The sequence below is a fragment of the Neisseria sp. HMSC070F02 genome (genome assembly GCF_001814225.1).
Taxonomy (GTDB): Bacteria; Pseudomonadota; Gammaproteobacteria; order Burkholderiales; family Neisseriaceae; genus Neisseria; species Neisseria meningitidis.
On record NZ_KV815435.1, the window covers coordinates 5,979 to 32,425 of the forward strand.

Genomic DNA, 26,447 nt, shown 5'->3' on the forward strand with positions numbered 1-26,447 from the left:
TGCTGTCTATGATTGCCCCCGCAATGGCAAACGGATTGGACAATCAGGCATTTGAAAAATACGTATTCCACACGCAGGCAGATGCGCCGATGCAGTTGGCTGAGCTTTCTCAAAAGGAGATGAAGGAGACTGAGGGGGAGTGGATTCCTAATGCTGTTGGAGGCATTATGGGAGGAGTTGGAGGGCATTTCAGCTATATGGCTAGTGCTATTGCTAGTGGCTCGTATAATCGAGAGGCACATTGGACAGCAATTGGAGGTGGTGCGTTAATTGGTGCGATGAACCCTATTAACGGAGGAAGAGCACTGATTAATGGTATGCGAGGTGTAGCAGTGGGGACTGTTGCTGGTGGCATAAATGGTTATGCAGGTTCTACGGGTAAGAACACTGACATTCGCCGTTAAATAATAAATAAACCAACTTCCAACCAAACCTGCTATCGGTTTGGTTGGAAGTGAGAGGAGGTAAGGTAGTGTTTGCTGTTATTTTCTTTTCGACATTGGGCTGTATTTTAGCATGGATAAGAGATATTCCTAAAATAAAATCAAAAAAAATTTTGGCAAGATCCTTATATATTATAGGAATAATAAATGTAATAATCAGCTATGTATTAATTAAAAATATATTGGTTTCTGTTTCGGATGGAGGTGGAATAAAATATGTTGCAATATATTTATCAAATCTTTTTTTTTGGACAGTATTGATGTATGTTCTTGTGAAAAGATTATCTAAAAAGCCAAGCTGAAACCCAGTACACAACTCATCAATAAAAATCCCTTTTGCACGGAACAATGACAATATTCAAATTGCTGGATTTGCAATCTGATTTACCTATTGAAATTGGGTGTGCAACATACGTTCTAAGCAGGGCTTTGATTTTCCAACCTTGTAATCCAAAGGAGTTATTATGAAAAAACAAATTACCGCAGCCGTAATGATGCTGTCTATGATTGCCCCCGCAATGGCAAACGGCTTGGACAATCAGGCATTTGAAGACCAAGTGTTCCACACGCGGGCAGATGCACCGATGCAGTTGGCGGAGCTTTCTCAAAAGGAGATGAAGGAGACAGAGGGGGCGTTTCTTCCATTGGCTATCTTGGGTGGTGCTGCCATTGGTATGTGGACACAGCATGGTTTTAGTTATGCAACGACAGGCAGACCAGCTTCTGTTAGAGATGTTGCTATTGCTGGCGGATTAGGCGCAATTCCTGGTGGTGTAGGCGCCGCAGGAAAGGTTGTTTCCTTTGCTAAATATGGACGTGAGATTAAAATCGGCAATAATATGCGGATAGCCCCTTTCGGTAATAGAACAGGTCATCCTATTGGAAAATTTCCCCATTATCATCGTCGAGTTACGGATAATACGGGCAAGACTTTGCCTGGACAGGGAATTGGTCGTCATCGCCCTTGGGAATCAAAATCTACGGACAGATCATGGAAAAACCGCTTCTAACTCCTCCTTTTTTTCTATTTGAAGATGTGTCTTTGGATATATTTCAAGGATTGTCGGAATTGGAAAAGAAAATAGAGCCGCAGGATTTGATGGATGATGTTTACCGTGCTTTTGATTCGGTTGGAAATATTCTGAATTTCCGTATAGTAGAAAAAGAGCAAAAAGGGTTTTGGGTAAGTACCAAAATCAAAACAGTTGTATTTGATTCGGCAGATATGTCTTCTGATGATCTTTTTCTGAAATGCTTACAGTCTTCATATAAGGCTTATTTTGAAACTGAACCTGCCGGTTTAGATAAACGGCAGCTGATGAAAACGTTAATTCAAAAATGCGGATTCAGTTGTTGACGAAAAAATGGATTCTGAACTAACAGAAACTGATTTCGACCATGTATGAGGTAAAAAATGTCTTTCGGCTATTTGATTGCAACATCGCAACCTTGCGAATTGTTGACAAAATCTCGAGGTGAAACTTTTTCTTTAATTATGGATAAGATGGATTTATTTCAGATTTTGTGAAGGAAATATTTATACAATAAGGAAGAATGAAACTGAATCTTGTCTTACAGAAAGAGGAGGCGAATGGTTGAAACATATTTATGAATTTAATCGGGGAAGTTTTATTTTTTCTTATGTGCTTCTAAAAAAGAGAGAAAGCGAAGAGAATTTTGCAGAAATTGTTTTAAAATCAATAAAAAATAATAAAATTTTGACAGTTAAGGTACGGTCAGGCTTGCATTTTGACTTAAGAAATATTTATCGTATTGAGATGTAATAATGCAATTGATATGTGCCGATTGGACAGGTATAGGAAATTTTATGAAAACCTTCGAAAAAACATGGTCTGCACAATATCGGGATATGGAAATTTCAGTACGGAATTTTTGGAATTTGGAGCGGACAGGGGCGGAAGTCTATATCAAGGCGGGTTTATCATAACGAAGCCGAAATGGCGTCTGCATCTTTGCGTTAGCTAATGGGGGAATACCTGGAATTTGAAGAAAGCGGTACGAAAATTACCGTTGAAATCGGCAGCGCGTGGCATTTTAATGAAACTATAAGAAATATTAATACACATTTAAGAGGTACGAAACTTCCAGGTTCTAACTGGAGAGCTCAAGATAAGGGGCATTTTCATCTTTGGAAAAGATAATAGATTTTAAGGTAAGGGAGACTAATTTTAATCAGGCATGGCGTGTTATACGCGCCATGCAAATAGATAATATATCCGATGAACAGGTTGTGATTGTCAGAATGTCTTGTTATCTTAAGAAAGATGAAATTTTTAAGAATATAGAAAGATATGGATATCAGTCATCAGATATTAAGAAAATTAGTCCTCCTTTTCCATTAAATATTTTACCTGTTCCCAAACCTTATTATTTTTATCTTTATGATACCCATTTGAATCAAATTTATGATTTGGCTTGGTCATGTAATGATTTTTTAATGTTTGAAATATTTATTTTGGATAGGGAAAGCATCAAATATATAGATAAAGATAAACTTTTTAAATCTGGAGAAACACTATATTCGAATTTTAAATCTATTAAAAATCAATGCAAAAATTATTTTTTTTGCGGTTTTGATTTTGATGCCCCTTACTTTAAAAGCGGTGTGAGTCAGGTGGCAGATTATAATTTTGTTCCTGATGCATTTTCTTTATTCTTTATTTAATCAAATTATTTGAATAAGCGTAGGGTGGGCACTTGCTGCCCACGCGTTCTGTTTCAAGTTTATTATTGGGTGAATATTTGGAATTTGAAGAAAACGGTACAAAGATTGCTGCGGAAATCGACAGTGCATGGCATTTTTTGGGCGCGGCTTGTCGGATTTCAATAAATGGAAAGTATTATGCGGGTAATCGGATTGTTTGGTTTGCCAAAAAAGCCGAAAGCTAGGAATAATTTGACAAGGGCAGCCTGAAAGATTTTCAGGCTGCCCTTTATGTGGACAATATGATGAAGTTCAAATATGTTTTTCTGTTGGCGTGTGTTGTCGTTTCTTTATCTTATCGTTTGAATGCTGCACCGATGTTTAACGATAATCCTGTTGTTTACGGAAAAATCAAAGTGCAGAGTTGGAAAGCGCGGCGGGATTTCAATATTGTAAAGCAGGATTTGGATTTTTCCTGCGGGGCGGCTTCGGTGGCGACGCTTTTGAACAATTTTTACGGGCAAACGCTGACGGAAGAAGAAGTGTTGAAAAAGCTGGATAAGGAGCAGATGCGCGCGTCGTTTGAGGATATGCGGCGCATTATGCCAGATTTGGGTTTTGAAGCGAAAGGCTATGCCCTGTCTTTCGAGCAGCTTGCACAGTTGCAAATCCCCGTCATCGTGTATCTGAAATACCGCAAGGATGATCATTTCTCGGTATTGCGCGGTATAGACGGCAATACGGTTTTGCTTGCCGACCCGTCGCTGGGTCATGTTTCAATGAGCAGGGCGCAGTTTTTGGATGCTTGGCAAACCCGTGAGGGAAATTTGGCAGGTAAGATTTTGGCGGTCGTGCCGAAAAAAGCCGAGACAATTTCAAATAAATTGTTTTTCACACATCATCCCAAGCGGCAGACAGAGTTTGCAGTCGGACAAATCAGGCAAGCACGTGCAGAGTAAGTCAAATGCCGTCTGAAAACTGTTTCAGACGGCATTTTTACCCGTCCGCAAACCATCTCTATCCTCACAAGCCCTTAAAAATCCGCTATAATCGCCCGCAATTTGATTTAAGCATTCTTACTTGAAATGGCACAAAAAATCCAATCCGTCAAAGGCATGAACGACCTTCTGCCTGTCGAGCAAAAAGATTTCAAACTGACGGCTGCGTTTTGGCAGGCGTTTGAAGATACGGTCGGCCGCTGGACACGCGCTTACGGTTATCAGCAAATCCGTACGCCGATTGTCGAGCAAACCGGTTTGTTTGTCCGCTCCATCGGCGAAGAAACCGATGTGGTCGGCAAGGAAATGTACACCTTCTCCGATTCAAACGATTCTTTGAGTTTGAGCCTGCGTCCTGAAGGTACGGCTTCTTGTCTGCGTGCGGTGGTCGAACACAACCTTCTGTACAATAGCCCGCAAAAGCTGTGGTATATGGGGCCGATGTTCCGCCGCGAGCGTCCGCAAAAAGGCCGTTATCGTCAGTTCCATCAGGTCGGTATCGAAGCTTTGGGTTTTGAAGGTCCGGATATTGATGCGGAAATCATCGCGATGTCTGCCGACTTATGGGAAAAATTGGGTATCCGCGAATACCTGACTTTGGAAATCAACAGCTTGGGCAACCGTGAGGAGCGAGCGGCACACCGTGCGGCGTTGGTTGAATATTTGACACGCTATGAAGATAAATTGGACGAAGACAGCAAACGCCGTCTGAAAACCAATCCTTTGCGTGTTTTAGATACGAAAAACCCTGATTTGCAGGAAATCTGCAACGCCGCGCCGCGTTTGGTGGATTATTTGGGCGAGGCTTCGCAAAACCACTATGCACGCTTCAAGGCGATGTTGGACGGTTTGGGTATCCAATATATTGAAAATCCGCGCTTGGTTCGCGGTTTGGATTATTACAATCAGACGGTTTTTGAGTGGACGACCGACAAACTCGGCGCGCAGGCAACTGTGTGCGGCGGCGGCCGTTACGATGGTTTGATTGAGGAACTTGGCGGCAAACCTGCGCCGTCCATCGGCTTTGCGATGGGCATCGAACGGCTGCTGCTTTTGGTGAGCGAATACGGCTCGCTGGAAGTGAACGCTGCGCCTGATGTCTATGCAATGCACCAAGGCGAAAGGGCGGACTTGCAGGTGATGAAATACGCGCAAGCCTTGCGCGCGCAAGGTTTCAATGTAATGCAGCATTCCGGCTATCAAAGCCTGAAAGCGCAAATGAAAAAAGCCGACAACAGCGGCGCGCGCTTTGCCCTGATTGTCGCGCAAGACGAACTGGCGAACGGTACGGTTACGCTCAAAGACATGAACGGCGCACACGGTCAGCAAACTGTCGCCGCCGAGGATTTAACCCATACTTTACAACAATGGAAGAACGCATAAATGGCAGCCCATCTCGAAGAACAACAAGAGTTAGACAACTTTAAATATTTTTGGAAAACCACGGGCAAATGGCTGTTTGCCGTGCTGATTTTGGCGGCGCTCGGCTACTTGGGATACACGGTTTACCAAAACCGTGCGGCTTCCCAAAATCAGGAAGCCGCTGCCATATTGGCAGAAATCGTAGAAAAGGCGCAAAACAAAGCCCCGCAAAGCGAAATCAATGCCGAATTGACCAAACTCCAACAAAGCTACCCGCATTCCATTTCCGCCGCCCAAGCCACGCTGATGGCGGCGGCAACCGAATTTGACGCGCAGCGTTACGATGTTGCTGAAGGCCATTTGAAATGGGTGTTGTCCAACCAAAAAGACAGCCTGATTCAAGCGTTGGCGGCACAGCGTCTGGGCGTTGTGTTGTTGCAACAAAAAAAATACGATGCCGCACTTGCCGCGCTCGACACGCCGGTTGAAGCGGACTTCGCCCCCCTGCTGATGGAAACCAAAGGCGATGTCTATGCCGCACAGGGAAAAAGCCAGGAAGCCTTAAAAAACTACGGACAGGCTTTAGAAAAAATGCCTCAAGATTCTGTCGGTCGCGAATTGGTTCAAATGAAACTTGATTCGCTGAAATAAATGCCGTCTGAAATGCCGTCCATTATTTATCAGACGGCATTTTACCCTCCCTCTTTATGGCCTCTTGCCGTGAAGAACCTATTTACCGTGTCCAACGGACACCTGCTCGTGTTCAGTTCTCCCGAACGGCACTTGACACAGAAAGACCCAATAATGAAACCCACCATCGCGCTTGTCGGCCGCCCTAACGTCGGCAAATCTACTTTATTCAACCGTTTGACGCGCACCAAAGACGCACTCGTACACGACCTGCCCGGCCTGACCCGCGACCGCCATTACGGACACGGCAAAGTCGGCAGCAAACCTTATTTGGTCATCGATACCGGAGGTTTCGAGCCGGTTGTGGACAGCGGCATTTTGCACGAAATGGCAAAACAAACCTTGCAGGCTGTCGATGAAGCTGATGCGGTTGTGTTTTTGGTGGACGGCCGTACCGGCCTGACCCCGCAAGACAAAATCATTGCCGACCGCCTGCGCCAAAGCCCGCGCCCTGTTTATCTGGCGGTAAACAAAGGCGAAGGCGGCAACAGGGCCGTGCTTGCCGCCGAGTTCTACGAACTTGCTTTGGGCGACCCTTATGTTATTTCAGGTGCGCACGGCGATGGCGTGTATTATCTGATTGAAGATATTTTGGAAACCTTCCCAGAGCCGGAAGCCGAAGAAGCCGATGCAAAACATCCCGTCTTTGCCGTCATCGGCCGTCCGAACGTCGGCAAATCCACACTGGTTAACGCCATCCTCGGCGAAGAGCGCGTGATTGCTTTCGATATGGCAGGCACGACACGCGACAGCATCCACATCGATTTCGAACGCGAAGGCAAACCGTTTACCATCATCGATACCGCAGGCGTGCGCCGTCGCGGCAAAGTGGATGAAGCAGTAGAAAAATTCTCCGTTATCAAAGCGATGCAGGCGGTTGAAGCGGCAAACGTCGCTGTTTTGGTATTGGACGCGCAGCAGGACATCGCCGACCAAGATGCGACGATTGCCGGTTTTGCTTTGGAAGCAGGCCGCGCCTTGGTGGTTGCCGTCAACAAATGGGACGGCATCAGCGAAGAGCGTCGCGAGCAAGTGAAACGCGATATCAACCGCAAACTGTATTTCCTCGATTTTGCCAAGTTCCACTTTATTTCCGCATTGAAAGAGCGCGGTATAGACGGTTTGTTTGACAGCATTCAGGCTGCCTACAACGCGGCGATGATTAAGATGCCGACGCCGAAAATCACGCGCGTATTACAAAGCGCGATCGAGCGTCAGCAACCGCCGCGTGCCGGCTTGGTGCGTCCGAAAATGCGTTATGCCCACCAAGGCGGCATGAACCCTCCCGTAATTGTGGTACACGGCAATTCGCTGCACGCGATTTCCGACAGCTATACGCGCTATCTGACCCAAACGTTCCGCAAAGCCTTCAACCTGCAAGGCACGCCGTTGCGGATTCAATACAATGTTTCGGAAAACCCGTATGAAAATGCGGAAGACAAACCGAAGAAAAAACCGCTGCGCCGCGTCAGCCTGAGCAACCGTATTGAGAAACGCGAAGGCCGCAAAGAAGAGAAAAACCGCTTCAAGAAGAAAACCAAAGTCAGTGTGAAAAAACAATTCAGCAAATAATTCCCGACATTTCAAACAATAGGAAACATTATGTGGTTCAAGCAGATTAGTTTTTATCCGCTCAACAAAGAAAAGCTGCCTGAGGCGGACGTACTTGCCGACAAACTTGCTGAAGCTGAATTTACCCATTGCCAAGGCTTAGACTGGTTCAGCGAAGGCTTTACCGCACCGGTTTCATTCTCCCCTGAACTCGTTTTCCCTGCCGACTTTACCTTGCGCGTCGCCCTGAAAAAAGAAGAAAAAGTCCTGCCTGCCGGCGTCATCCGCGATATTTTGGAAGAGAAGGTAGCGGAAATCCAAAACAATGAAGCCCGCAATGTCGGCCGTAAAGAAAAACAAGAGCTTAAAGAGCAAATTACAGACGACCTGCTGCCCCGAGCGTTTACCCGCAGCAGCCGTACAGAAGCGGTGTTTAACACCCGCCACGGCTACCTGCTCGTCAATAACGCGGCTTCCGCCAAAGCAGAAAACATCCTGACCAAGCTGCGCGAAGCTTTGGGCGGTTTGGAAGCCTCGCTGCCGAATACCAAGCAATCGCCCTCTTCCTTGATGACCGGCTGGCTGTTGCAAGGGCATTGCGAAGGCGGTTTTGAATTAGACAGCGATTGCGAACTCAAAGGTACGGGCGATATTGTTCCCGTCGTCAAAGTATCCAAACAAGATTTAACCGCCGACGAAGTGGTTCAACACGTCAAAAACGGTAAAACCGTTACCCAACTGGGCTTGGTGTGGCGCGAACAAATTGCCTTTATCCTCACTCAAGACTTCACACTCAAGCGCATCCAATACCTCGACGTATTGCAGGAAGAAGCCGAAAGCAACGGCGACGATGCCGCCGGCCTTGCCTTCGCCTCGCAAATCCTGATGGCTGAATCCGTCAGCACCATGTTGGAAGAGCTGGTTTCCTATTTGGGCGGCTGGCAAGATTGATTTTTCAGACGGTTTTTACACGACAAAATACCGTCAACCAAAATCCAATGGAATAACCCTTATGCTTAAACATCTCGCATTCCTACTGCCCGCCATGATGTTCGCCCTCCCCGCCGCGTCCGCCGTTCTGACTTCCTATCAAGAACCCGGCTGCACCTACGAAGGCGATGTCGGCAAAGACGGTAAACCCGCCGGCAAAGGCACATGGCGCTGCCAAGACGGGCGCAACTATACCGGTTCGTTTAAAAATGGCAAATTCGACGGACAAGGCGTTTATACCGTTGCCGCCAACCGCGAAATATTTATCGAACCGTTCAATTCCGACAGTACCAAATTCCGCAACATGGTACTCTCGGGCACGTTCAAAAAAGGCTTGGCACACGGCAGATTTACCGTCTCGCAAAACGGCGAAACCCTCTTCATTATGAAATGCGAAAACGGCATGATTAAAGAAGTGAAACTGCCTAAAAACAAATAAGCCCCGTTTTCAGACGGCATCCCCCAATGCTTTGTCCGAACACTGCAAGAAACAAGGAAAACATTATGAGCATCAAGTCCGACAAATGGATACGCCGAATGAGCGAAGAATTCGGCATGATCGACCCTTTCGAGCCGAACCAAATCAAAGAAGCCGACGGCAAACGCATCATCTCCTACGGTACGTCCAGCTACGGCTACGACATCCGCTGCGCAAACGAATTTAAAATCTTCACCAACATCAACAGCACCATCGTCGATCCCAAAAACTTCGACCCGAAAAACTTCGTTACCGTTGAAGACGACTGCTGCATCATCCCGCCCAATTCCTTCGCACTGGCGCGCACGGTCGAATATTTCCGCATCCCGCGCAACGTCCTGACCGTCTGCTTGGGCAAATCCACCTACGCCCGCTGCGGCATTATCGTCAACGTTACCCCGTTCGAACCGGAATGGGAAGGCTACGTTACCCTCGAATTTTCCAACACCACCCCCCTGCCCGCCAAAATCTACGCAGGCGAAGGCGTGGCGCAAGTCCTCTTCTTCGAGAGCGACGAAATCTGCGAAACCTCATACAAAGACCGCAACGGCAAATATATGGGGCAAACCGGCGTTACCCTGCCCAAAGCCTGAAATATAAATGCCGTCTGAACCCTTATCGTCGGGTTTCAGACGGCATTTGCCGTTCACCTCAAATCAGAACTGAACCGTCCCATTGACGCTGATGCTGATTTCCTCCACACCAGGCGCGGCGGAATCCGCACCCTCCATATTGACGCTTGCCGCCATCGGCATGGCACGAAGCATTTTTGCCTGAGCAGCTCCCCCTCCCGCGATATGGCTGCCGATGTGTCCCAAATTCAATTTGACGATTTTATAACCGGACGCACCCAAAACGCCCGCCAACTTTTCGGCACGCGCCTTGAAACGCAAAACGGCATCCTTGCTGACCTGATCGATGACCTCGTTGCGGCGTTCGCGCGACACATGGAAATCCGTATATTCCAACGCGGCATCTGCTTGAATATCGGCAATAAAACGGTTTAACTCATCAAAATCTCTACCTTCGACCTTAAATTCCGCACGCTCCTCCCAGCCTGTTTGAATGCGTCTGCCGTTGGTATATTGATAGCGCGGCATCGCACTGCGCGATACCAATTCGGTTTTAAAGCTGCCGTTTTTCAATTTTCTGTTAAAACTGTTGAATTTTTTAACAAACTCGGCATTGACGGCATTTTTGTCCCGTCCTTCCGCCGCCACTTGGAAACGTGCGGACATTGTATCCTGAGCCACCTCGACACCCGCCGATTCGGAAAATTCGACAATATTGTAATTCAATGCTTCAGCCGCTGCCGGAAAAGATACCGCCAATAGGGAAGCCGCCAAAATAGAACGCAACATATCCGTATCCTCACTCATAAAACCGCCAATCTAGCATATCGGCGCGCTAAATTGCATTAGCGTAAGGCAACAATTTAAATATTCGGTCTGCGTCTGTCTTATAATAACCGCCTTTCCGATACGGAATCCCACTATGCCCAAACCCTTGCACGTCCTCGTCATCCCCTCATGGTATCCGCAATCCGAACAGGATGTGGACGGGATTTTTTTCAAAATCAGGCACTGGCATTGCAGAGGAAAGGCATCAAAACCGCCGTGCTTGCACCGATGTTCCGCTACTTGCGGAAAGAAACAGCAAGCATCCTGACCGACCTTACGGTTTTGCAAAATATCGGCAAAGCGGTTTGGACATCTATGCATGGCACGGCATATATTTCTTCCCCCGCTTTCCGTTCATCGACATCGACCGCATCCGCTGGGTGCGCGTGGGTTTGAAAGCCTTCAAACACTACATCCGCGAAAACGGGCTGCCCGACCTGATTCACGCCCACCGCATGAACTATGCCGGCATACTCGCCCAAAAAATTTCCCAAAAATACGGCATCCCCTATGTCGTCACGAAACACAGCAGCACCATTACGCGCGGTCTGATCCGTCCCCACCAATGGCAGCCTATGAAAAATGCGGCGGCGCACGCCGCCGCACGTCTCGCCATCAGCCGCCATTTCGCACACGTCCTGCAACACAAATACGGCTGCGAATGGCAGTACCTCCCCAACATACTGGGCGGAATATTCAACCGACCGTTTGAACAAAGAGAAAAAAACAACAAACCGCATTTCGTGTTCTGCACCGTCTCGCACCTTCGCCGTCTCAAAGGACACGATGTCCTGCTCACTGCCTTTGCCCGGGCGTTGGCACAATGCCCGCAACTGCGTCTAAACATCGGCGGCAGCGGACAGGAAGAACAGCGGCTGAAACAGCAGGCGGCAGACTTGGGCATTACCCATGCCGTTACATTTTTGGGCGCACTGCAACCCGAAGCAGTCTTGGATTTGATGAAGAACAGCGACGCATTTGTCCTTGCCAGCCGCACCGAAACCTTCGGCGTGGTCTATATCGAAGCACTGTCCCAAGGATTGCCCGTCATTGCAACACGCTGCGGCGGTGCGGAATCTATTGTTTCAGACGGCAACGGATATTTGGTTCCTGTTGACGACGACGATGCCCTTGCCGACGCACTCATCAAAATGTATGAACACCACTCTGATTTCGAACCTGCCCGACTTAGAGAAAACTGTCTGAACGAATTTGGCGAAAATGCCGTTATAGGCAGGTTGATCGGCATTTTCCGACAGGCAATCGCAGAATACGGTAAGAAAATACCGGTGAAATATAGTGGATTAACAAAAATCAGGACAAGGCGAACGAAGCCGCAGACAGTACAGATAGTACGGAACCGATTCACTTGGTGCTTAGCACCTTTAGAGAATCGTTCTCTTCGAGCTAGGGCGAGGCAACGCCGTACTGGTTTAAATCTAATCCACTATAGATTAAAATCACACAATATCCAACTATTCGGACCTTCATATGACACATACCGTCCACCTGCATTTAGAAGAAACCGACAACTTGGCGTTGCAGCGTCTGTGCGGTTCTTTTGACAACAACCTTGATTTACTTGCTAAAGCACTCGATATCCACATCAGCCGCCGTTTTGAACATTTCACTTTCAACGGCGCATTTGCACACGCCGGCAAACGCGCACTGCTCAAACTCTTGGAAACGGCGCAGACGCGCGACCTAAACGACGGCGACATCAGGCTTGCCGCCGTCGAAGCCCAAACCGAAGATGCCGGTCATCAAGAAAAAAACCATGACCACGCCTATTATTTCCGTACCAAACGCGGCAGCATCGGCGGCAGAACGCCACGGCAGAACGGCTATATCCGCGCCCTACTCAACCACGACATCGTATTCGGTCTCGGGCCGGCAGGTACGGGCAAAACCTATCTCGCCGTCGCCGCCGCCGTCGATGCGATGGAAAAACACCAAGTCGAACGCATCATTTTAGTGCGGCCTGCCGTCGAAGCCGGCGAGAAACTGGGTTTTCTGCCCGGTGACCTGACCCAGAAAGTCGATCCCTACCTTCGTCCGCTTTATGATGCCCTCTATGACCTGATGGGCTTTGACCGTGTCACCAAGCTGATTGAAAAAGGCCTGATTGAAATCGCCCCGCTCGCCTATATGCGCGGCAGGACGCTCAACGGCGCATACATCATCCTCGACGAAGCGCAAAACACCACGCCCGAACAAATGAAAATGTTCCTGACCCGCATCGGCTTCGGCGCGAAAGCCGTCATTACCGGCGACACCAGCCAAATCGACCTGCCCAAAAACATCAAATCGGGATTAAAAGATGCGCGTGAGAAACTGCACGGCGTGGAAGGGCTGTATTTCCACACCTTTACCGGCGAAGACGTTGTCCGGCATCCTTTGGTGCAAAAAATCGTCGAAGCCTACGAATCGGCAGAACACGACTGACATTCCAATGCCGTCTGAAACCCGATGCATGGAAAATCGGGCAGAGAAAAACAGATACGGAAGCCAAGCTCCGTATCCGTTTCCGTATCCGTTTCTTTATCCGTCCAACCGATACATCAATCGAATTTTCTGCATCGGATTGCCTCATCTTCGCAAAACATTGCCGAAGTTTCGCGGTTGCACGCCTGACGCACTTTCTGCCGCGCCACGCCTTCATTCCGATCGCTTGCCTCAAACGTCTTCTGAAAAGGCGTAACGCTGCATACATACATGGTGGAATTTGAACCGAAAAGGTCGATTTTGACGGTATTGCTGCCGCTTTCCAATACGGCGACACGGTGTTCCAACTGCGCCAGACGTGCTTCCAAATCGCCGATTCTGTCGGCAAATGCAGGCATGGCGGCACACGCGGTCAAAATGCCCAAAATACATTTTTTCATCAATTTTTCCTTGTTTCTTGAACCCTGCCCACCCGGACATCCTTTTTCCGAGAGGCAGGGTTAGACTTTATTTACGGGGATGAATCCCCTTACAAATCAGGATAATACATAGAACGGCACTTTATGCTTCATCCCATGTGTTGAAACTTCATTGCTCCTTGTCTGTTGACCCTTATTCCCAATCCGTTCCCACAACCTTCGGCTTGGGTTTGCGCCTGCGACGGCGGCGTTTTTTCGCCTGTCCTTCGTTTTTTTCGTGTCGGGCGGCGGCTTCGTTTTTGGTCATCTCCGACCGCTGTTCCGTCGATGCCGTCTGAAACGCCGTCCACCACTCGGCAAGGGCGCGGTCCGCATTGCCGGTTTCGGCGCGCAAGAGCAGGAAATCATAGGCGGCACGGAAACGCGCCTGTGCAAACAGTTTGTGCGGCCTTGCGCCTTTGCGATTTTCAAACTGCGGCTGGAACATCCAAATTTCGCGCATCGTGGCGGAAAAGCGTTGCGGCACGCCCCAACCGCGTTCGACGGTTTCGCGCATCGTATTGATTGCATCGGACAGGGCGGGCGCGGGTTTCAAACCCTGTTGCAGATTGCTTTTCCAATGGCGTTCCAACTCGGGCCACATCAGAGCCGCCAATACAAAACCGACCGAAACCGATTTGTCGGCACGCAGCCGCTCATCGGTATTTTTCAGGGCAAGCACCGTCATTTTTCCGGCGATGCCGTCTGAAACACGCAAGGCATTGAGCAGCGGATGGATGTCGTCCGGTATGTCAAATCCGTTCAAACGTTTCAGACACTCGCGCGCGTGCCCTGAAAACAGCAGTTTCATGATTTCGTCAAACAGCCTCGCTACCGGTTCGTGCTTCAGACGGCATATCGATTCGGCAATCGGTGCGGTGGTTTCTTCCGACAGCTCAAAGCCCAATTTGCCCGACAGGCGGATGGCGCGCAAAATCCTGACAGGGTCTTCCTGATAGCGTTCGGCGGCATCACCAATCATAACCAGCCTGCGGGCGGCAACATCGGCAATCCCGTTGTGGAAATCCAAAATCTCTTCTTTTTCAGGATCGTAATACAAGGCATTGCAGGTAAAATCGCGCCGCATCGCATCTTCTTCGATGCTGCCGTAGGTGTTGTCTTTCATGATTCTGCCGTGCGCGTTCTGATGAACCTTCGCACCGCCGCGAAACGTCGTTACTTCGATAATCTCCGCACCGTTCATCACATGGACGATTTGAAAACGCCTGCCGATGATGCGGCTGCGGCGGAAGAGTTTGTGCACCTGTTCGGGCGTGGCATCGGTTGCCACATCGAAATCCTTGGGTTCGATGCCGAGCAGCAGATCCCTGATCGCGCCGCCGACCACATAAGCCTGAAACCCCGCCCCTTTCAGACGGCGTATGACGTTTTCGGCGGCAAAGCTCAACATTTCGGCACGGATGTTGTGTCTTTCGGCGGGAATGACCGTTTTACTTTCCGCTTTTTTACTGCTCCGACCGGAAGGCAGCATCTTATTCAACCATTTTTTCAGCATAAATATTCTGACCCGAAGAGCGGCATCTCCACGGGCAACCGTGTTCAGACGGCATCAGGCGGTACGATTCCGCAAGATGCCGTAACCATAAACAAAAGGCGTAGAAACTACGCCGTCCGAATCCCACCGCCCTCGCGGCGGCAACGCGCCATTATAACAGATTGCCCTTTAAAAAAATCAGACCCTGCTTTTGTGGCGGAGTCTGAAATTTGATGCACCTTATATATTGCGTCCCTAAGAAGGGATGATTAACAAAAATTAACGCCCTTTACTTTCTTTTCCGATTGGGAACATTCCCGTCGTACAAACAGGCAAATGAAGGAACAGAAATCACATTCAAACGGCGTTCCGCCACCTCTACGCCGCTTCCCAGTAGTCGATATAAAGCTGCAATTCGAGATTGTTGCGCCATTCGTTGGCAACGGGGCGGTAAACCGTGCGGATGTATTCGGGAATGTCTTCGCTGCAACGCCAAAACATGGCTTCAAATTCGCAGCCGTCTTTTTGCAGCCAGACTTTTTTGTGTTTGCCCTCCGCGCCCAAAGGTTGCTGGCGGACGACGTGGAACTCGTCGGTAAAGCTCGGCGGCGCGAAGCCCTGCCCCCAAACGTGGCGGGCGAGGTTTTGCGCCTGTTCCAACGTGATGTCGCATGCAGGCAGGCTGCCGTCGGTGATGAAAGTTTGCGACAAATCGTCTTCGCACACCATCTCGCGCACGGCTTCTTCAAAGGCCGTCTGAAACGCAGGAATATTGTGTTCGAGTATGCTCAAACCTGCCGCCATCGCGTGTCCGCCGAATTTCAAAATCAAATCGGGATGGCGTTTGGACACCAAGTCCAAAGCATCGCGCAGGTGCAAATTGGGAATGGAGCGTCCCGAACCGCGCACTTCGCCGTTGTCGGCAGGCGCAAACACGATGGTCGGACGATAAAAACGGTCTTTGAGGCGGCTGGCAACGATGCCGACCACGCCTTGATGGAAGTCGTCGCGATACGCCACCAAAGTCGTCTGACCTGAAGGCAGGGTTTCAGGAAAAGCATTCAGCGCGTCTTGCAGCATAGACTGCTCGATTTCGCGACGTTCGATATTGAGGTTGTTTAACTGCGCCGCCAGTTCCTGCGCCTCGGCATCATCTCGCGCCAACAGACAGGCAATACCGACCGACATATCGTCCAGCCGTCCGGCGGCGTTGATGCGCGGCCCCAACGCAAAACCCATATCAAACGGCTGCGCCTTGCGCCAATCGCGCCGCGCCACTTCAAACAAGGCGCGGATACCGGGGCGCATTTTGCCGGAGCGCATCCGTTTCAAACCTTGCGACACGAGGATGCGGTTGTTGTGGTCGAGAGGGACGACATCGGCAACCGTGCCGAGTGCGACCAAATCCAAAAGTTCGCCCAAATTCGGCTCTTTGATGCCGTCTGAAAAATAATTGCGGCGGCGCAATTCGGCACGCAACGCCATCAATACATAAAAAATCACGCCCACGCCCGCCAAGCTTTTGCTTGGAAAACCGCAGCCTTTTTGGTTCGGATTGACGATGATGCAGTCGGGCACGGTCTCGGCAGGCAGATGGTGGTCGGTAACGATGACATCCAAACCCAGAGCCTGCGCCCTCGCCACACCTGCGATGCTGGCGATACCGTTATCAACCGTAATCAGCAAATCCACACCTTGCTCTGCCGCGATTTCAGCCAGCTCGGGCGTTAAGCCGTAGCCGTGCTCAAAGCGGTTGGGCACAAGGAAATCCACTTTCGCCCCCATCGCCGCCAAACCGCTCATACCGACGGAACACGCCGTCGCGCCGTCGGCATCATAGTCGGCGACAATCAGGATTTTTTCCTTGCGTTCAACCGCATCCGCCAAACGGCCGGCGGCGGCTTCGCAGTTTGTCAGCGTTTGATAAGGCAGGAGGGAAGCGAGTTTGTCGTCCAATTCGGCAGGACTTTGCACACCGCGCGAGGCACAAAGCCGGGCGATTAAAGGATCGGCACCGGCGGTGAGCAAATGATTAAAAACGTCGGTATTGACGGATCGGGTTTGGATTTTGACTGACATGACGAAGTTTTTTCAAGATATGATGAGGCTGAAATGCCGTCTGAAAGCTTTTCAGACGGCATTGCTTTTCATTTGCGGGCGGCATCCACGACCGCGCCCAGAGCCGCCGCAGGCAAAGCCAGTACCGCACCCGCCGCATCCAGTATCAACAAGGGGGGCGTATATAAGATATTTCCAAACAGCTTGGATTTGTCGGTATGTTTTTCAGTAACCGTGTAATAAATATCGACAGGCACACTCTGTTCAAAATGGTAATCGGCGTTCAGTTTTTGCGGTGTGGCGTAGTATTTGCCTTTGGCGGATACGCAGCGCGTGTAAATAGTCCGATTGTCAAGTTCGACCGCTTCAAACTCAAGCTGTTTCAGCTTGGCGATGTCAGCAGGCCTGTCGGTATCGTAGCGCAGGCAAAGGCCTTCGGTACTGAAATTCTGGCTGCCAGGCGATTCGAGTTTGACCGGCAGGGCTTGGTGGCGAGCATAGCTCGGGGTATCCTCAACTATTTGGAAGGGTTTGTCCAACCCGGCCTTCAAAATGCCCGTCAGCTTCGCCGAATCTTCGGGATTGACGACGAACCAGTATTTCCCGCCCATCATCACCAGACTGCCCTTTTCCAATTGGGCATTGTCTTTGGCAACCACACCGAAGGCGCGGATTTGATCCTTGTCAACGTGTTTATAGGCGGTCGTTTGGCTGAACGGGTCGTTCATGCCCCACATCATTGCCGTACAGCCGTTCAACATCAAGGCTGCCGCCAAAACGGCGGCGGTCGTTTTACGGAACAACATTTTATCCTCCAATCTAAATAACGGCGGATGTCGTCTGAAAATATGCCTAAATTTCCGCGTCCCCGTTTTCCATAACGGTTTTCAACTCTTGAAACAGGGCGCGGAAATTTTTCGGCGGTTTGTTCTGTTCCTGTTCTTTTTTGGTATTGCGGATGAGCGTCCTCAGCTTGCCCGCATCGGCGTTTGGAAAATCGGACATAAACTGCGTCAGCGCGCCGTCGTCCGCCAGCAGCTCCATCCGCGTCCGCTCCACACGTTGCAAAAAGGCGTTGTGCGCCGCATCGTCGCCGCGCAGCTTGGCAAGAAATGCCTCGATGGGCGCGGGATCGGTATCGCGCATCAGTCTGCCGATAAATTGCGCCTGCCGCTTGAGCGCGCCGTTGGATGTGATTTTTTTATAGGTAACGATGGCTTCGTACAAATCTTCGTCCAAGCCGATTTTTTTCAACGTGTCGCTTGAGAGCTTGGTCAGCTCCATACCCAAATCCTGCAAACCGTTCATCTGCTTTTTCATTTGGGTTTTGCTGACCCATTCGTCTTCTTGTTCAAACATCTTCATTCTCAAATTTTATCCGACGGGCGCATTTTAACAGAATGATTCCGCGTTCAGACGGCATTTTGCACCGTCCGCCCTGCAAACGGACGCTTTTGCCCCTGCCGCCCGAAACGGTTAAAATGCCGCAACGCTCCACCAAGAAAGATTTCTATGCTGTTCAACCACACCGCTTCCGAACTTCTCGACCTCTGCCGCCGCACGCTCGACTTGGCAAAAGCAGCGGGCGCGACCGCCGCCGAAGCCGATTTCAGCGAATCCATCGGACAAAGCGTCAGCGTGCGGCTGGGCGAAATCGAACAAATCGAGTTCCAGCAGGACAAGTCGCTGGACATTACCGTTTACGTCGGCAAACGCAAAGGCCGCGCTGGCACCGCCGATTTCTCCGAACAAGCCCTGCGCGACACCGTCCGCGCCGCCGCCGACATCGCCCGCCACACCGCCGAAGACGGTTGCGCCGGACTTGCCGATGCCTGTCTGATGGCAAAACACATCGGCGACCCCGACCTTTACCACGAATGGGATTTGGATACGGAAGCCGCCGTCGGCTTGGCAAAACAATGCGAACAAGCCGCCCTGAACGAGGATGAGCGCATCGAAAACTCCGAAGGCGCGGCGGTGCAAACCGGCCATTACCAATACGTTTACGGCAACACCCACGGTTTTGCCGCACACCGGCAAGGCACGCACCACAGCATTTCCTGCAGCGTCGTTGCCGCCGACGAAAACGGCATGCAGCGCGACTACTGGTACGATTCCGCCTGCCGCCATCCGGATATGGACAGCCCCGAAACCATCGGTCAAACCGCCGCCGAACGTACCTTACGTCGTCTGAACAGCCGCAGCATCCCGACAGGCAGCTACCCCGTCCTCTTCGATACCACCGTTTCGGGCGGTCTTATCGGACACCTCGTCGGCGCACTCTCCGGCGGCGCGCTCTACCGCCAAAGCAGTTTCCTGATCGACAGCATCGGCAAAAAAGTCCTGCCCGATTTCCTCAACCTGCGCGAAGAACCGCACATCCCCCGCTCTTTCCGCAGCAGCTATTTTGATGCGGAAGGCGTTGCCACCGCGCCGCGCTTCGTGATTCAAAACGGCATTGTCGAAGGCTATTTCCTCAGCAGTTACAGCGCGCGCAAACTCGGTATGCAGACCACGGGCAACGCCGGCGGCGCGCACAACCTGTATTTGAACCATACGCACGAAACGCAATCCGACCTGCTGAAAGAAATGGGGACGGGATTGTTGGTAACCGAACTGATGGGACAGGGCGCGAACACCATTACCGGTGACTACTCGCGCGGCGCGGCGGGTTTTTGGGTGGAAAACGGCGTGATTGCCTACCCCGTCCACGAGATTACCGTAGCCGGACGCTTGCAGGATATGTACCGCGACATTGTCGGCGTGGCGGATGACGCTTTGCGGCGTTCGTCCAACAAAATCGGCTCGATTCTGATTGCGGGGATGACGGTTGCCGGAAGCTGAACGCCCTGCCGATGCCGTCTGAAGACGAAGGCAGCACGTTTTGCCCGTGCCTGCCCGTTTGCCGTTTTATGCCGCACCGCCTTTTGCCGACAACATTGCACATTTTTTCATCAGCACTGATTTTCCCTTATCCGTCAAAATACTAAGCCACTTGTCCACAACAGGGTACACACAAGTTCAGGATAAGGCGTGCGGGGATTGGGGTTTTTCCGCCGCCGGCAAAACGGCAGACAAAAACGGCGGGACATTGCCTGTCCCGCCGTTTTCAAATATACATTTGACCGTACATCAGGAATTAAGCAGCCTGAATGTTGGCGGCCTGTTTGCCTTTAGGGCCGGTGGTTACGTCGAAAGAGACACGTTGGCCTTCTTTCAGGGTTTTGAAACCTTCCATATTGATTGCTGAGAAGTGAGCGAACAAATCTTCGCCGCCTTCATCAGGCGTGATGAAACCAAAACCTTTAGCGTCGTTAAACCATTTTACGATACCGGTTGCCATTAGAAACTTCCTATACTCAAAAATTAACAAAATCAGCAAAACAAGGCATACGGCAAACCGAGCCGTCTGGCGTTCCTTCCAGCTTGATATACTCGGCGGATGCCCAATCCTGCTTAACCGTCTTTTTACATTTGTTAAGACAAAACGTCAAGCTATGTTTTCAAAAAAGTGGGAAAATAGGCAAAAGTACCGAAAATACAACAAAAATGCCGTCTGAACGCGGCTTTCAAATGGGACACACTATGACCGCGCAACACCAATCCGACACGCTCTTGCACCGTCTGAACACCCTGCCGCCGAAACGTTACGGCGTTTTCCTATTGAACGACGATTACACCACGATGGAATTTGTCGTTGAAATCCTGACCGAAATCTTCATGCTCGGACAAGAACAGGCGGTAGCGGTAATGCTCTTGGTTCATCACGAAGGCAAAGGCCTGTGCGGCACTTACACGCGCGATATTGCCCAAACCAAACAGCAACAAGTCATGCAGCGGGCAAAAGCCGAAGGGCATCCGCTGCAATGTATTGTCGAGGAGATTTAATATGCTTGCACCCGAATTGGAACAGATTTTGCAGCAGCTTTACCGCGAGGCGCGTAAGGCTCATTATGAATTTATCAGCCTCGAGCATCTGCTTTTGGTACTCATCGAAGAAGATGCCTCCGTGCCGAACGTCTTAAAACTCTGCGGCGCGGATTTGAAAGTGGTGTCCGAACAGCTCGCCGCCAGCGTTGCCGAAAACACCCCCCTGATTCCCGAACACCTTTTAGACACGGTCGAAACCCGGCCCACGCTCGGCTTCCAACGCGTGATGCAACGGGCGATGGTGCATACCCAGTCTGCCGGAAAAGCCGCAGTCGAACCGTTGGACGTTTTGGTCGCGCTGATGAGCGAAACCGACAGCCACACCGTCTATTTCCTCAAGCTGCAATCGGTTACGCGTTTTGAAGTTTTGCGCTGTATTGCCCACGGCTCTCCCGATGAAGATGAAGACGATGGCAACTATTCTTCAGACGGCATGGACGACGATAATGAAAACCGCACCAAACCGGGCAAAAACCCTTTATCGGCGTACACCGTCAACCTCAACGCCGAAGTCAAAGCCGGCCGTATCGACCCTTTGATTGGTCGCAAACACGAAATGGAACGGCTGGTGCAAATCCTATGCCGCCGCCGCAAAAACAATCCGCTTTTGGTCGGCGAAGCGGGCGTGGGCAAAACCGCGCTGGCGGAAGGGCTGGCACATCAAATCGTCAACGGCGGCATTCCAGACGCGCTCAAAGATGCCGAAGTGTACACGCTGGATATGGGCTCGCTGTTGGCGGGCACGAAATACCGCGGCGACTTTGAAGCGCGGGTCAAATCCGTCTTGAAACAGCTCGAAAAAATCCCGCACGCCATTTTGTTTATCGACGAAATCCACACCATCATCGGCGCAGGCAGCACCAGCGGCGGCACCATGGACGCGTCCAACCTGCTCAAACCCGCGCTGGCAAAAGGTTCGCTGCGCTGCATCGGCGCGACCACTTACGACGAATACCGCACCATTTTCGACAAAGACCACGCCTTAAGCCGCCGCTTCCAAAAAATCGACGTGGTCGAACCCACCGTTTCCGAAACCGTACAAATCCTGCGCGGCTTGAAGCCGATGTTTGAAGCCTTCCACCAAGTCCGCTATACGCAAGGCGCACTCGAAGCCGCCGCCGAACTCTCCGCACGCTACATCAACGAGCGTTTCCTGCCCGACAAAGCCATCGACGTGATGGACGAAGCAGGCGCGGCGCAACGGATTCTGCCCAAATCCAAACAGAAAAAAGTCATCGGCAAAGCACAAATTGAAACCGTCATCGCCAAAGTCGCGCGGATTCCCGAAAAAACCGTGTCGCACGACGACAAACAAGTGTTGCAATTCCTCGACCGCGATTTGAAAAACATGGTTTACGGTCAGGAAAACGCCATCGACGCGTTGGTTACCGCCGTCAAAATGTCGCGCTCCGGCCTTGCCCTGCCCGACAAACCGATAGGCAGTTTCCTCTTCTCCGGTCCGACCGGCGTGGGCAAAACCGAAGCAGCCAAACAGCTTGCCTACTCGATGGACGTACCGCTGCAACGCTTTGATATGTCCGAATACATGGAACGCCATGCCGTATCACGACTCATCGGCGCGCCTCCGGGCTACGTCGGCTTTGAACAAGGCGGCCTTTTGACCGAAGCCGTCAACAAACAGCCGCATTGCGTGTTGCTCTTGGACGAAATCGAAAAAGCCCACCCCGACATTTTCAACGTCCTCCTGCAAGTCATGGACGCAGGCAAACTGACCGACAACAACGGCAAGAGTGCCGATTTCCGCAACGTCATCCTAATCATGACCACCAACGCGGGCGCGGAAAGCCTCAGCCGCCCTGGCCTCGGCTTTACCGCCAAGCGCGAACACGGCGACGAAATGCAGGCAATCAACAAGCTCTTCACGCCCGAGTTCCGCAACCGCTTGGACGCGATTATCCCATTTGCACCCTTGTCCGAACCCATCATCGTCAAAGTCGTGGACAAATTCCTGCTTCAGCTCGAACACCAGCTCCTCGACAAAAAAGTCGAAGCCGAATTCACGCCGGCATTGCGCAAATATCTGGCGGAAAAAGGTTTTGACCCGCAAATGGGTGCGCGCCCGATGCACCGCCTGATTCAGGAAAAAATCCGCAAACCGCTCGCCGACGAACTGCTGTTCGGCAAACTCGCCGACGGCGGCTTTGTGCGGATAGACTGGGATGCTGCAAAAGAAGAAGCCGTGTTGAAATTCAAGAAAAACAAAGTCAAACCTGAAGCAGAACCTGTTTAACCAGTTGAAAAATAAAAAGCCGTCTGAAATTTCAGACGGCATTTTGTCAAATATCGGTCCCTATTCCGGCAAACTTCTCCACAAACGCCGCAATCTTTTGAAAAACACTTTGTTTCTTCGTCAGATATTGCGGGTTGAGCGGACTCATTTTCGGCAGGGTTTCGGTCAGTTCCGTACCGTTTTCGCTGGCATAGCCGCGTTTGAGCGAGCCGGTCAAATAGCGTTTGGCGGCGATTTCGTTCAGACCTTCGGCGGCAATCAATCCTGCCGCTTCGTGCCGCATTACCTCTTGCGCGTAGGTGTAAAAGGTTTCCAGTATGGCGGGAACGTCGGGCACTTTGTCCAAATCCGTATCGTTGATGAAATCCACAATCAGACCCTCTTTGGCGCGGTGGCCGATGCTGGCGCGGATGATGCGGCGGATTTCTTCCACCAGCTCCGCTTTGCCTTTGATTTTTTTGTGGTGTTCGAAAACCAGTTGCAAGATGTAATCCAGATTGATTTCCTGTGATTTGAGCAAATCCACCTCAAAAACCACATCGTCCCAATCGATTTTTGACTGTTCTTTCTGTTCGCCTGCTTTTTGGCGGCGCAACCAATCGCGGATGTCGTTGTAGGCGGAACGGTAGTCCTGCACCGCCCTTTCAGACGGCATCGGCACTTGCCGCATTTCCTGCACGTCTTCATCGCTCAAGTAGTATTTTTCTTGAAACGCCTTCATCGCATCTTCGTCCGCCGCGTCCACACTCTGCAACTCGCGCAGCGCGGCAAATTCATCGTAGTTCTGCAATACGTTTTCCGCCCGCAGGTATTCGCCGAAGAGTTTGGCAAAATCTTTTTTGTCTTTTTCCGTTTCGATTTCGTCGGGTTCGGGGAAACGTTCACGCAACTCTTTTGCCACATCCAAATAACCGCGCCGCGCTTCGCCGGTCTGGCTGTCGGTATAGCCGTTCATGTATTCTTCGTAGCTTTTTTCCAGCACCACGTTTTTGGTGTGTTTGTCGCCGAACAGGGTAATCGCATCAATGGTTGCCTGCTCCAAATCGCGGAAGCAGACAATGTTGCCGAAGGTTTTGGTGGCATCGTAAATGCGGTTGGTGCGCGAAAACGCCTGCATCAGGCCGTGATAGCGCAGATTTTTATCGACAAACAGCGTATTCAGCGTCGGCGCGTCAAAACCCGTCAAAAACATGCCGACCACAATCAGCAAATCTACTTCCTGATTTTTCACCCGTTTTGCCAAATCGCGGTAGTAGTTCTGAAAGGCTTTGCTATCCGTGCCGAAATTGGTTTTGAAACAGGCGTTGTAATCGTTGATGGCAGCCTGCAAAAATTCTTTCGCGCTGCTGTCCATCGCTTCCGGTTCGAAGGTCTCATCGACAATTTCACCGACGGCGTTTTGCTCTTCGTTGGCCGCAAAGGAAAAAATAGTGGCCACTTTCAACGGGTGCAGGCTGCCTGCCTGTTGTGTTTTGAACGCTTCGTAATAGCACTTTGCCGCATCCACGCTGCTGACGGCAAACATGGCGTTGAAGCCTTTGCCGCCCGCATTCAGGCGGTGCGTTTTCTGCCTGAACTGATTCAGGATATATTGCGTGATTTCGCGGATGCGTTCAGGGTGCAGCAGGGCTTGGCGGTTTTCGGCGGCACTCAGTTTCTTCTCGTCCTGTTCCGCTTCCACGGCTTTGAACTGCGGGCGTACATCGTTGTAATCCACTTTGAATTTCAATACTTTTTCATCGCGGATGGCATCGGTAATCACATAAGAATGCAGCTCCCGCCCGAACACGCCCGCCGTGGTTTCCGCGCCCAAAGCATTTTCAGGAAAAATCGGCGTACCGGTAAAGCCGAACTGGCAGAATTTCTTGAATTTCTTTTTCAGGTTTTTTTGCGCTTCGCCGAATTGCGAGCGGTGGCATTCGTCGAAAATAAAGACAACTCGCTGATGGTAAACCAGCAGATTATCTTCGCCCTTCATCAGGTTGTTCAGCTTTTGGATGGTGGTAACGATGATTTTGTTGTCGTCTTTTTCCAAATTGCGTTTCAAGCCTGCCGTGCTTTCCGAACCGTTCACGCTGTCGGGCGAAAAACGTTGGTATTCCTTCATCGTCTGATAGTCCAAATCCTTCCTGTCCACCACGAAGAAAACCTTGTCGATAAACGCCGATTCCGTCGCCAGACGCGCCGCCTTAAAGCTGGTCAGCGTTTTGCCGCTGCCCGTGGTATGCCAAACATAGCCGCCGCTTTCCGGCCCGCTCCAATTCTTCGCCTGCGCCGAACTGTTGATTTTCCACAAAATACGTTCGGCGGCGGCAATCTGATACGGACGCATAATCAGCAGCGTATCATTCGCATCGAACACGCTGTAATGCAGCAAAACGCTCAGCAATACGCTTTTCTGCAGGAACGTGGCGGTAAAGTCTTTCAAATCCTTAATCGGATGATTGTCCGACCGCGCCCAATTCATCGTGAAATCAAAGCTGTTTTTGTCGCGCTTGGTAGTGTTGGCGAAATAGCGCGTGTCCGTGCCGTTGGAAATCACGAAGATTTGCAGGAATTTGAACAGCGAATTTTCGCTGTTGAAGCTCTCTTTGCTGTAACGATGCACCTGATTGAATGCTTCGCGCACAGCCACGCCGCGCTTTTTCAATTCAATCTGCACCAGCGGCAGGCCGTTTACCAACACGGTAACGTCATAGCGGTTTGCATGCGTGCCCGTCTGCTCAAACTGGTTGATAAGCTGCACATGGTTGCGGGCAAGGTTTTTCTTGTCCAGCAGATAAATGTTTTTCAGACGGCCGTCATCAAAAGCGAAATCGTAAATATGGTCGTCGTGGATTTTGCGGGTTTTATCGGTAATTTTTTCAGACGACCTGTCCAGATACTCCGTCAAAAAACGCGCCCATTCGCCGTCTGAAAACGCCACATCGTTCAGCCGCTGCAACTGCGCGCGCAGGTTTTCCAGCAGCCTGCTTTGGCTGTTCAAATCCTTGCGGTATTCGTAACCCTGATTCTGCAAATCGGCGACTAACTCCGCTTCCAACTGGTTTTCCGATTGGTAGCTGCCCGACTGTTCGATTTTTTCATATTGGTCGAGCACGATGAAATTCGGCGTTTCGGCGATGGGTTTGGTTTCGAGGTTCATAGTTCGTCCTTTGCAGTGTCGGGTGTTAAACGGTTTAATGTTCGGATTGGGCTGCCTGAAAATGTGCAGGCTGCTTTGGTTGGCTTCG

At 50.7% G+C, this 26,447-nt stretch carries 26 protein-coding genes and 1 pseudogene; 19 read left to right on the forward strand and 8 right to left on the reverse strand.

The window, feature by feature from the left end:
• The first annotated feature begins 2 nt into the window (after positions 1-2).
• From HMPREF2959_RS06100 to dcd, 14 genes are all read left to right on the forward strand, one after another.
• Positions 3-404, forward strand: a complete 402-nt coding sequence (locus HMPREF2959_RS06100) for a hypothetical protein (RefSeq protein ID WP_246829042.1) — start codon at positions 3-5, stop codon at positions 402-404.
• Between the two features lie 68 nt (positions 405-472).
• Positions 473-745 (forward strand): hypothetical protein, encoded by a 273-nt coding sequence (locus HMPREF2959_RS06105; protein ID WP_002222678.1) that lies wholly within the window; start codon positions 473-475, stop codon positions 743-745.
• 162 nt (positions 746-907) lie between these two features.
• The gene (locus tag HMPREF2959_RS06115) at positions 908-1,453 is read left to right on the forward strand and encodes a hypothetical protein (protein WP_002213897.1); all 546 of its coding nucleotides are present in this window, start codon (positions 908-910) and stop codon (positions 1,451-1,453) included.
• On the forward strand, positions 1,435-1,800 hold the full coding sequence (locus HMPREF2959_RS06120) for a hypothetical protein (protein WP_002213898.1): 366 nt from the start codon (positions 1,435-1,437) through the stop codon (positions 1,798-1,800). Before HMPREF2959_RS06115 ends, HMPREF2959_RS06120 begins: the two co-directional genes overlap by 19 nt.
• Positions 1,801-2,038: 238 nt before the next feature.
• The gene (locus tag HMPREF2959_RS13265) at positions 2,039-2,227 is read left to right on the forward strand and encodes a hypothetical protein (protein WP_226876301.1); all 189 of its coding nucleotides are present in this window, start codon (positions 2,039-2,041) and stop codon (positions 2,225-2,227) included.
• Between the two features lie 365 nt (positions 2,228-2,592).
• On the forward strand, positions 2,593-3,129 hold the full coding sequence (locus HMPREF2959_RS06140; RefSeq protein WP_180298882.1) for a hypothetical protein: 537 nt from the start codon (positions 2,593-2,595) through the stop codon (positions 3,127-3,129).
• Positions 3,130-3,161: 32 nt separating this feature from the next.
• The gene (locus tag HMPREF2959_RS06145; RefSeq protein WP_002217512.1) at positions 3,162-3,353 is read left to right on the forward strand and encodes a hypothetical protein; all 192 of its coding nucleotides are present in this window, start codon (positions 3,162-3,164) and stop codon (positions 3,351-3,353) included.
• Between the two features lie 57 nt (positions 3,354-3,410).
• Positions 3,411-4,067: a C39 family peptidase gene (locus tag HMPREF2959_RS06150; protein WP_083314146.1), complete on the forward strand. Its 657-nt coding sequence runs from the start codon at positions 3,411-3,413 to the stop codon at positions 4,065-4,067.
• 126 nt (positions 4,068-4,193) lie between these two features.
• Positions 4,194-5,489: a histidine--tRNA ligase gene (gene hisS / locus HMPREF2959_RS06155; RefSeq protein ID WP_002226460.1), complete on the forward strand. Its 1,296-nt coding sequence runs from the start codon at positions 4,194-4,196 to the stop codon at positions 5,487-5,489.
• Positions 5,490-6,119: a YfgM family protein gene (locus HMPREF2959_RS06160; RefSeq protein WP_002226461.1), complete on the forward strand. Its 630-nt coding sequence runs from the start codon at positions 5,490-5,492 to the stop codon at positions 6,117-6,119.
• A 153-nt stretch (positions 6,120-6,272) separates the two neighbouring features.
• A complete protein-coding gene (gene der, locus HMPREF2959_RS06165) occupies positions 6,273-7,730 on the forward strand; it encodes a ribosome biogenesis GTPase Der (RefSeq protein ID WP_002226462.1) in 1,458 nt (485 codons plus the stop codon).
• Between the two features lie 30 nt (positions 7,731-7,760).
• On the forward strand, positions 7,761-8,660 hold the full coding sequence (locus HMPREF2959_RS06170) for a recombination-associated protein RdgC (RefSeq protein ID WP_002219474.1): 900 nt from the start codon (positions 7,761-7,763) through the stop codon (positions 8,658-8,660).
• Positions 8,661-8,721: 61 nt separating this feature from the next.
• Positions 8,722-9,138, forward strand: coding sequence for an MORN repeat-containing protein (locus HMPREF2959_RS06175; RefSeq protein WP_002220639.1), 417 nt, complete (start codon positions 8,722-8,724; stop codon positions 9,136-9,138).
• Between the two features lie 65 nt (positions 9,139-9,203).
• Entirely contained in the window at positions 9,204-9,770 is a 567-nt protein-coding gene (gene dcd, locus HMPREF2959_RS06180; RefSeq protein WP_002224592.1) for a dCTP deaminase, read from the forward strand.
• Positions 9,771-9,833: 63 nt separating this feature from the next.
• On the opposite strand, the gene HMPREF2959_RS06185 is transcribed toward dcd, so the two are convergent.
• A complete protein-coding gene (locus HMPREF2959_RS06185) occupies positions 9,834-10,538 on the reverse strand; it encodes an SIMPL domain-containing protein (protein ID WP_070696537.1) in 705 nt (234 codons plus the stop codon).
• Between the two features lie 145 nt (positions 10,539-10,683).
• Between HMPREF2959_RS06185 and HMPREF2959_RS12605 the strand changes: the two are divergent.
• Both HMPREF2959_RS12605 and HMPREF2959_RS06200 read left to right on the forward strand, forming a co-directional pair.
• Positions 10,684-11,842: pseudogene (locus HMPREF2959_RS12605) on the forward strand (glycosyltransferase); the annotation flags it as partial.
• A 226-nt stretch (positions 11,843-12,068) separates the two neighbouring features.
• Positions 12,069-13,022: a PhoH family protein gene (locus tag HMPREF2959_RS06200; protein ID WP_002213913.1), complete on the forward strand. Its 954-nt coding sequence runs from the start codon at positions 12,069-12,071 to the stop codon at positions 13,020-13,022.
• 116 nt (positions 13,023-13,138) lie between these two features.
• On the opposite strand, the gene HMPREF2959_RS06205 is transcribed toward HMPREF2959_RS06200, so the two are convergent.
• The 5 genes from HMPREF2959_RS06205 to yjgA form a co-directional block, all read right to left on the reverse strand.
• On the reverse strand, positions 13,139-13,462 hold the full coding sequence (locus HMPREF2959_RS06205) for a hypothetical protein (RefSeq protein ID WP_002213914.1): 324 nt from the start codon (positions 13,460-13,462) through the stop codon (positions 13,139-13,141).
• 172 nt (positions 13,463-13,634) lie between these two features.
• Positions 13,635-14,996, reverse strand: coding sequence for a polynucleotide adenylyltransferase PcnB (locus HMPREF2959_RS06210; RefSeq protein WP_002236870.1), 1,362 nt, complete (start codon positions 14,994-14,996; stop codon positions 13,635-13,637).
• Positions 14,997-15,353: 357 nt separating this feature from the next.
• Positions 15,354-17,054 carry a single-stranded-DNA-specific exonuclease RecJ gene (gene recJ, locus HMPREF2959_RS06215; RefSeq protein ID WP_002243434.1) on the reverse strand — a complete coding sequence of 567 codons (1,701 nt, stop codon included), beginning with the start codon at positions 17,052-17,054 and terminating at the stop codon, positions 15,354-15,356.
• A 68-nt stretch (positions 17,055-17,122) separates the two neighbouring features.
• The gene (locus tag HMPREF2959_RS06220; RefSeq protein ID WP_002229292.1) at positions 17,123-17,839 is read right to left on the reverse strand and encodes a hypothetical protein; all 717 of its coding nucleotides are present in this window, start codon (positions 17,837-17,839) and stop codon (positions 17,123-17,125) included.
• Positions 17,840-17,885: 46 nt separating this feature from the next.
• Positions 17,886-18,392 carry a ribosome biogenesis factor YjgA gene (gene yjgA / locus HMPREF2959_RS06225; protein ID WP_002243433.1) on the reverse strand — a complete coding sequence of 169 codons (507 nt, stop codon included), beginning with the start codon at positions 18,390-18,392 and terminating at the stop codon, positions 17,886-17,888.
• 153 nt (positions 18,393-18,545) lie between these two features.
• Here yjgA and pmbA point away from each other — a divergent pair, with 153 nt between their 5' ends.
• Positions 18,546-19,877, forward strand: coding sequence for a metalloprotease PmbA (gene pmbA, locus HMPREF2959_RS06230; RefSeq protein WP_002243432.1), 1,332 nt, complete (start codon positions 18,546-18,548; stop codon positions 19,875-19,877).
• 295 nt (positions 19,878-20,172) lie between these two features.
• Here pmbA and HMPREF2959_RS06235 read toward each other — a convergent pair whose 3' ends face one another.
• Positions 20,173-20,376 (reverse strand): cold-shock protein, encoded by a 204-nt coding sequence (locus HMPREF2959_RS06235; protein ID WP_002217533.1) that lies wholly within the window; start codon positions 20,374-20,376, stop codon positions 20,173-20,175.
• Positions 20,377-20,618: 242 nt separating this feature from the next.
• Between HMPREF2959_RS06235 and clpS the strand changes: the two genes are divergently transcribed.
• Complete coding sequence (gene clpS, locus HMPREF2959_RS06240; protein WP_002221161.1) at positions 20,619-20,921, forward strand: ATP-dependent Clp protease adapter ClpS; 303 nt, start codon at positions 20,619-20,621, stop codon at positions 20,919-20,921.
• A 1-nt stretch (position 20,922) separates the two neighbouring features.
• On the forward strand, positions 20,923-23,214 hold the full coding sequence (gene clpA, locus HMPREF2959_RS06245) for an ATP-dependent Clp protease ATP-binding subunit ClpA (protein WP_070696540.1): 2,292 nt from the start codon (positions 20,923-20,925) through the stop codon (positions 23,212-23,214).
• Positions 23,215-23,260: 46 nt separating this feature from the next.
• Here the strand turns inward: clpA and HMPREF2959_RS06250 are convergent, their stop codons facing one another.
• On the reverse strand, positions 23,261-26,359 hold the full coding sequence (locus HMPREF2959_RS06250; RefSeq protein ID WP_070696543.1) for a type I restriction endonuclease subunit R: 3,099 nt from the start codon (positions 26,357-26,359) through the stop codon (positions 23,261-23,263).
• Positions 26,360-26,447 lie beyond the last annotated feature (88 nt).